The sequence below is a fragment of the Kocuria oceani genome, from assembly GCF_029524215.1.
GTDB lineage: Bacteria > Actinomycetota > Actinomycetes > Actinomycetales > Micrococcaceae > Kocuria > Kocuria oceani.
Map to the genome: position 1 here is coordinate 107,519 of NZ_JARAMH010000013.1, position 7,258 is coordinate 114,776.

At 73.6% G+C, this 7,258-nt stretch carries 6 protein-coding genes; 3 read left to right on the forward strand and 3 right to left on the reverse strand.

The window, feature by feature from the left end; translation table 11 throughout:
• Positions 1-56 precede the first annotated feature (56 nt).
• The gene (locus PU704_RS14335; RefSeq protein WP_277551797.1) at positions 57-1,691 is read left to right on the forward strand and encodes an ATP-binding cassette domain-containing protein; all 1,635 of its coding nucleotides are present in this window, start codon (positions 57-59) and stop codon (positions 1,689-1,691) included.
• A gap of 339 nt (positions 1,692-2,030) precedes the next feature.
• Here PU704_RS14335 and PU704_RS14340 read toward each other — a convergent pair whose 3' ends face one another.
• Complete coding sequence (locus tag PU704_RS14340; protein WP_075873112.1) at positions 2,031-2,705, reverse strand: SDR family NAD(P)-dependent oxidoreductase; 675 nt, start codon at positions 2,703-2,705, stop codon at positions 2,031-2,033.
• A gap of 358 nt (positions 2,706-3,063) precedes the next feature.
• On the opposite strand from PU704_RS14340, the gene PU704_RS14345 reads away from it, so the two are divergent.
• A complete protein-coding gene (locus PU704_RS14345; RefSeq protein WP_277551798.1) occupies positions 3,064-3,237 on the forward strand; it encodes a hypothetical protein in 174 nt (57 codons plus the stop codon).
• A gap of 246 nt (positions 3,238-3,483) precedes the next feature.
• Entirely contained in the window at positions 3,484-3,822 is a 339-nt protein-coding gene (locus PU704_RS14350; protein WP_277551799.1) for an EthD family reductase, read from the forward strand.
• Between the two features lie 353 nt (positions 3,823-4,175).
• Here PU704_RS14350 and PU704_RS14355 read toward each other — a convergent pair whose 3' ends face one another.
• Both PU704_RS14355 and PU704_RS14360 read right to left on the reverse strand, forming a co-directional pair.
• Positions 4,176-5,021 carry an IclR family transcriptional regulator gene (locus PU704_RS14355; RefSeq protein WP_082157588.1) on the reverse strand — a complete coding sequence of 282 codons (846 nt, stop codon included), beginning with the start codon at positions 5,019-5,021 and terminating at the stop codon, positions 4,176-4,178.
• A 125-nt stretch (positions 5,022-5,146) separates the two neighbouring features.
• On the reverse strand, positions 5,147-7,111 hold the full coding sequence (locus PU704_RS14360; RefSeq protein ID WP_277551800.1) for a BCCT family transporter: 1,965 nt from the start codon (positions 7,109-7,111) through the stop codon (positions 5,147-5,149).
• Positions 7,112-7,258 lie beyond the last annotated feature (147 nt).

Sequence of the window (7,258 nt, forward strand, 5' to 3'; positions counted from 1 at the left end):
CCCGTCCCGAGGAGCCCGGCCCGTCCGGCCGCGCGGCTCCGCAGCCTGGAGGAAGCATGTCCACGACCCCCGCCCACCGTCCTCCCCTGCCCGCGGGCGAGCAGGCCCAGCTGGTCGCCGCGGGCGTCCGCCTGCGCCGCGGCCCCCGGCTCGTGCTCGACGGGCTCGACCTCACCGTCACCCCCACCACCCGGCTGGGGGTGGTGGGGGAGAACGGCCGCGGCAAGACCTCCCTGCTCGGCGTGCTCTCCGGCGCCCTCGCCCCGGACGCCGGCACGGTGCGCCGCACCGGGACGCTGGCGGTGGTGGACCAGGAGCTGCCCGTGCCCGCCGAGGCCACCGTGGGCGACCTGCTCGATTCCGAGCTCGCCGCCGAGCACGCCGCGGTGGCCGAGGTGCAGGACGCGTCCCGCGCCCTGGCCGCCGGAGCCCCCGGCGCCGACGAGGCCTACGCCCGGGCCCTGACGGACGCCCAGGCCCTCGACGCCTGGGACGCCGACCGGCGGGTGGACCTCGCCCTCCAGGCCCTGGGGGCGGTGACCGACCGCTCCCGGGTGCTCGCCACCCTGTCCGTGGGCCAGCGCTACCGCGTGCGCCTGGCCTGCCTGCTGGGCACCGTCCACGACCTCCTGCTGCTCGACGAGCCCACCAACCACCTCGACGCCGCGGGGCTGGCGCACCTGGGCGCGGCGCTGCGCGAGTTCCGCGGCGGCGTGGTCCTGGTCAGCCACGACCGCAAGCTGCTGGGCCAGGTGGTGGACACCGTTTTGGACCTCGACCCCAGCCGGGACGGCCGCCCGCGCTGGTACGGCGGCGGACTGGCCGGCTGGCGGGCGGGGCGCACGGCCGAGCGGTCCCGGTGGCTGCGCGAGCACCAGGAGCAGCTGGCCGAGCACGCCCGGCTCAGCGACGACCTCGCCCGCGCCCGGTCCCGGCTGGTCGACGGGTGGCGGCCGGAGAAGGGCACGGGCAAGCACACCCGCGCCACCCGGGCCCCCGGCCTGGTGCGCTCGGTGCACCGCCGGCAGGAGGACCTCGACCGGCACCGGGTGGACGTCCCCGAGCCACCCCTGGTGCTGTCCGTGCCCGAGCTGCCCGCCCTGCCCGGCGCCGAGCTGGTGCGGGCGCAGGGCATCGCGGTGGCGGGGCGGCTGCCCCGGCCCGTGGACGTGGCGCTGGGCTCCGGGGACCGGCTGGTGGTCCGTGGTCCCAACGGGGCCGGCAAGTCCACCCTGCTGCAGGTCCTCGCCGGCGGCCTGGTTCCCGACGCCGGCTCCCGTGCGGCCGCCCCCGGGCTGCGCATCGGCCTGTTCGCCCAGGACGGCCCGCGGCCCGATCCCCGTCCCGCCCAGGAGGTGTACGAGCAGGAGCTGGTCCGGCTCGTGCTCGCCGGCCGGCTGGCCGAGGCCGAGGTGCTGCCCCTCTCCGAGCTCGGGCTGCTCGACGCCCGGGACCGGCAGCGCCCGGCGGCCGAGCTCTCGGCCGGCCAGCGGCGGCGGCTGGACCTCGCCCGGGTGCTCGCCGCCCGGCCGCACCTGCTGCTGCTGGACGAGCCCACGAACCACCTCTCGATGGCCCTGGTGGACGAGCTCACCGAGGCGCTCGCGGCGACGGCCGCCGCAGTGGTGCTGACCACCCACGACCGGCAGCTCCTGCGGGACACCAGGCACTGGCCGCGCCTGCTCCTGTGACCTGGCGCCGCCGCCCCCCCCTCCCGTCCCGGCCCCTCATGCGCCGAGTCCCCCAGCCCTGTGGGCTCGACGCGCCGAGTCCCCATGAGGCGCCAATTCCCCTCGATCGTTCTGGGGGGATTGGCATGAGGTGGGGGACTGGGCCGCCACGTGGGGGACTCGGCGGTGGGGGCCTGGGGATGGTGGGGGAGTCGGCGGTGGAAGGCATGGACGGCCGAGTGATGGGGACTCGGCGGTGGCGGGGGCATGGACGACCGAGGGGTGGGGACTGGGCGATGAGCAGGAGGTGATGGGGAGGAAGTGCTGGGGAGGGGTGACGGGGCGGGTGGTCCGGGTGGGTCAGTCGATCCGGACCTCGCGGGCCCCGCGCTCGAGGCCGCGCTCCAGGGCTGCGATGACGTCGTCGATGTTGTGGCCGGGAGGCAGCGCGGGCGGGAGCCCGGCCAGCGCCCGGTCCACGAGCCCGGTGTCCATGTGGGGCAGGCGGGCGTCCACCACGGCGATCCGGCGGGGCCGCAGCTCCCGCCGGAGGGAGCCCAGCCACGAGGCCATGGCTGCCTTGCTCGCGGCGTAGGCGCCCATCCCGGCCAGTGGCAGCTCCGCGACCACCCCGGTGAGCACCGCCACCGCGCCGCCGTCCACGAGGTGCGGCAGCGCGGCGCGGATCACGGCCATCGGACCGAGGGCGTTGACCTCGAACAGCTCCTCCACGACCGCCTCGTCCTCCTCGGCAGCGGGGCCGAACGCGGCGACGCCCGTCGCGATCACCACGGCGTCGAACCCGCCGAGCTCCTCCGCCGCCGTGCGCACCACCGCGGCGGCCTCGTCGTGGTCCACGAGGTCCAGGGCGTGCGCGGCGCGTGCCCCCAGCCGGGCGCGCAGCTGCTCCGCGTCCGCGGCCGAGCGGCCCGTCACCACGAGATTGCCGGTGTGCTCGCCCAGCCGCTCGCACAGCCGCTGTCCCAGGACGCCGGTCGCGCCCACCACGAGGATCCGTGCGTCGTTCAGGTCCATGGTCGTTCTCCCGCCCACTCGAGGGGCCCGGGCCGGGGCCGTGACCCCGAGCGTACCGATCCGCCCCGACACCGCCCAGAGCCTGACCTCGTCGTCGTCGCCCCCATGCCGGATGCGCGTCCGGCAACGAGGAAACGCCGCCGCCGCGCGGGCCGTTGCCGTCGGTGTCCCGGCCGGCGTGGATCGCGGTGCTCGGAGCCGTGCCGGGCGAGCTCGTCCGCGGTGCGCTCCGTCGCCATGGACCTCACCGACGCGTCCCGGCTGCACGACGCCGACGGCTGGCAGGGCGACGTGCGGCTGACGACCTCGCTGACCGACGCCGACGTCCCGCCGCCCACCGTCATGCTCCCCGCTCGTCATGCACGGCTTGGGGCCGGTAGAGACCGGGGCGGACGCGCCCAACGGCATCACCGACCGCACGGTGGTCCTCGGCTCCGCCCACGACCTCCCCTCCCCCGCGGCGGCCGAGGCGCACGCCGCGACGGAGGAGCACCGGCAGGTCCGGGCGATGATCGCCCCGTTCCGCGCCTGAGCCCGGAAACGCGCGGGGGACCGGTGGCCACGCGGCCGGGACGAGACCGGCGGGCCCCGGAACGCCCTCGGCAACCGGCAGGCGACCGGCGGCTCCGGAACGCCCTCGGCAGCCGGCGGGCAGCCGGCGGGCGACCGGCGGCTTCGGAACGCCCTCGGCAGCCGGCGGGCGACCGGCGCGCACCGACCCCTCGCGGCCCGGGATGGCCTAGGGTCACTGGTCAGGCGGTGGCACTGCAGCCACCCCGTGACCCGAGAGGCCCTCCCCGTGCACAAGATGATCGTTCTCTACCCCGAGCCCGAGGACCGGGCGGCATTCGTGAGCTACTACGAGTCCACCCACCTTCCCCTGGTGCAGCAACTGCCCGGGCTGCTGGACTGGCGCTACAGCGTGGACGTCAAGGCCGCCACCGGCGGCTCCCCGTATTTCGCGGTGTTCGAGGCCGACTTCGCGGACGCCGAGGCCATGGGCGAGGCCCTGGCCTCGCCGGAGGGCGCCGCCGTCGGCGCGGACGTGGCCAACTACGCCACGGGCGGGGCCGTGGTGCTCGACTACCCGGTGAGCGGTCCCGCCGCGGCCCGCTGACGGCGGCAGGGCCGGCCCTCCGGATCCAGCATCCGCACCGGGGCCTCCCGCGTCTCCACCTCGCGGACCGTCCCGGTGAGGGTCATGGGGAACTCGTCGACCACGTGGACGGAACGGGGATCCGGTGCCGGGCGATCCGCTCGGCACCGGATCCCCGCAGCGGTTCCGCGGTGCGAGGCGCGGCCCCGTCGCGCAGCCGCAGCCACGCCATGGCCTCCTCGCCGTGGACGGGTTCCGGCCCGCCGGCGGCCCGGGCGTCGACGACGTCCGGGGAAGCACGGGCGGGCCGCTCACCACGCGTGATGCAGGACAACGCGGCCAGATCGTCACGATCCTCCGCGACGCGGGCCCTCCTACTCGGGGTTGTCGACGGGGACGTATCCCATGCGCCTGCTGACCCGTTCGCCCGCCTGCTTGAGGTCCTCGACGAGCTCGGCCATCTTCTCCTCGGTGAACCGGAAGGCCGGACCCGAGACGCTGATCGAGGCGATGACCGAGCCGAGATGGTCGCGCACCGGCACGGCGACCGCGTTCAGCCCGATCTCGAACTCCTCGCACACGGTGGCGTAGCCCCGTGCGGCCACATCGATCAGCTGCCGCTCCAGCTGCTTCCGCGACGTGATCGTGCGGGCGGTGAGCGTGGGCATTCCCTGGGCGCGGAGGATACGGGCTCGCTCGTCGGACGGCAGGCCGGCCAGCAGCACCTTGCCGCTGGACGTGGCGTGCAGGGGGGTGAGGCTGCCGATCCAGTCGTGGGTCCCGAGCGAGGACGGCCCGATCTCCTGGTCCACGTTGACGGCTTGCCCCTCGCGCAGGACCGCCAGGTTGACCGTCTCGGAGTGGGTTCTCGCGAGGCGGCGGATCTCGTCGCGTGCCTCGGCGACCACGCTCAGACGGCCGGGGATCGCGTGGGCCAGCCGCAGGATGCCGAAGCCGAGCTCGTACCGGCTGCCGTCGCTCGGGTGGTGCACCAGGCCCCGGAGCTCCAGCGCGCCGAGCAGCCGGGACGCCGTGGACTTGTGCACGCCCAGCTCCGCGGCCACCTCGGTCACCGTCGAGCCGCCGGTGCGGGCGAGGACCTCGAGCACCGTGATGGCGCGGTCGACGGACTGGACTCCGCCGGGGGTCACGCCGTCGGTCGTGGTCTGCTCCTTCGAGGCATCGGACGCGATCAGGGGTCTGGGATCGGAGGAGGACATGACTCCATGGTAGCCAATAGCGGATTTCGTGCTCCGGGCATGACTCCGGCCGCCGAGCGGTCTCGGCGGCCGGAGTGGTGCGTGGAAGTGCTGGGCCGGTCCGGTGCCCCGGTCCGGCAGCTCGGTCAGGACGGGTTGCTCTCCTTCTTCCGACTCCGGCTGGTGTGCCCGTTCTGCCCGTTCTGCGGGGCGTAGATCGGCTGACCGGCGGCCGTGGCGTCCACCGCCTGGAACTGGGCCGTGTGCGGATCCGTGCTCTCCCGGGTGACCAGGGTGAACTTCTGGTGCCCGTACTCGTCGACGGCATGGCGCACCGCACGGTTCATCACGGACTCGGACAGGCGCTTGCGCAACCACATGGGATCCCGGCGCAGATCCCGGGCCAGGGCGACGCACAGCAGGAACATCACCAGCACGAACGGCAGGGCGGAGACGATCGTCATCCGCTGCAGGCCGCCCAACGCGGCTGCGGGATCGTCGCCGCCGGCCAGCAGCATCACCGCGGCGACGCCTCCCATGAGCACGCCCCAGAAGACGATGACCGGGCGGGAGGGCTCCAGGCTGCCCCGGGAGCTGAGCGAGCCGGTCACGATGGACGCCGAGTCGGCGCCCGTGACGAAGAAGATCCCGGTGAGCACCATGGCCAGTACGGCAAGTCCGACGGTGACGGCCTGCGGCAGGTCCAGCCCGGTGAACATGTCGTAGATCGCGCTGTCGAAGGAGATGGTCGGGGACCCGTCCACGACCGTCGCGATGCCGTCGGCGGGATCCGGCGTGGCGTCGGCCCGGCGCTGGATGTCGATGGCCGTGCCGCCGAAGACGGCGAACCACAGCAGGGACACGAGCGAGGGCACCAGGAGAACCCCCACCACGAACTGGCGGATGGTCCTGCCTCGGCTGATCCGGGCGACGAACATGCCCACGAAGGGAGTCCAGGACACCCACCAGGCCCAGTAGAAGATGGTCCACCCCGACAGCCAGGCGCGCATGTCCTCGCCGCCCACCGCCTCCGTGCGGGCGGACATCTCCGGCAGCATCTGCGCGTAGGAGCCGATCGCCGAGGGAATGAGGTTGAGGATGAAGACGGTGGGGCCCACAGCGAAGATGATGACCGCCATGATGACGGCCAGCACCATGTTGGTGTTGGAGAGGAACTGGATGCCCCGGGCGATGCCGGAGACGGCCGAGGCCACGAAGCAGAACGTCAGCACCGCGATGACGGCCACCAGCATCGGGGTGGTCACCTCGCCGACGACGCCGTTGAACTGCAGGCCGCTGCCGATCTGCAGGGCGCCCAGGCCAAGGGACGCGGCGGTCCCGAAGACGGTCGCGAAGATGGCGAGCATGTTGATGATCTTCCCGCCGATGCCGTCCACGGCCCGGCGCCCGAAGATCGAGACGAAGGCCTCGGAGAGCAGGTTCTTGCGGCCCAGGCGGAAGGTGCCGTAGGCGATGGCGATGCCGACCACCGCGTACATAGCCCACGGGTGCAGCGTCCAGTGGAACAGCGACGTGGCCATCGCGGCCTCGATCGCCTCGGCCGTCTGCGCGTCGGCCGTGGCCGGCGGCGGGGAGATGTAGTGGTAGAGCGGCTCGGCGACGCCGTAGAACATCAGGCCGATGCCCATGCCGCAGGCGAACATCATCGAGATCCACGAGACCGTCCGGAACTCGGGACGCTCGCCGTCCTGGCCCAGCGGGATGTTGCCGAAGCGACCGATCGCCAGCCAGAGGACGAAGACCACGAACAGGGAGGCCAGCAGCACGAAGATCCATCCGGTGCTGTGCAGCACCCATTCCAGCGCCACCGTCGAGGCGTTGGACAGGCTCTCCGTGTTGAGGAAGCCCCACAGCACGAACGCGACGACGAGGGCTCCGGTGACCACGAAGATCGTCCGGTCGAGCCCTTCCAGGCCGGCGCGGAAGGACTTCCGCCGCTCGGCGACACCGTCCTTCAGCTCGTCGAGGATCGCGACCTCCTCGGCCTCGGCCTCGTGCAGCAGGGTCGTGTCGTCCACGGGTGCCGTCGCGGGCTGTGCCGCCGGATCCTCGGCGGACACCGGGTCAGTGCGATTGTCGTCGGTGCTCATTGGACCTTCTCCTGGCGCTGCGGGCTGGTAACCGGGACGACGTCGCCGATTTTTTCGGTGATCCAGTCGTGGAAGGCGCCGATGTGGTGTTCGGAGGGGACGAGGACGCCGCCGGTGGCGTAGATCTTGGAGTTCATGGCGGGTTGG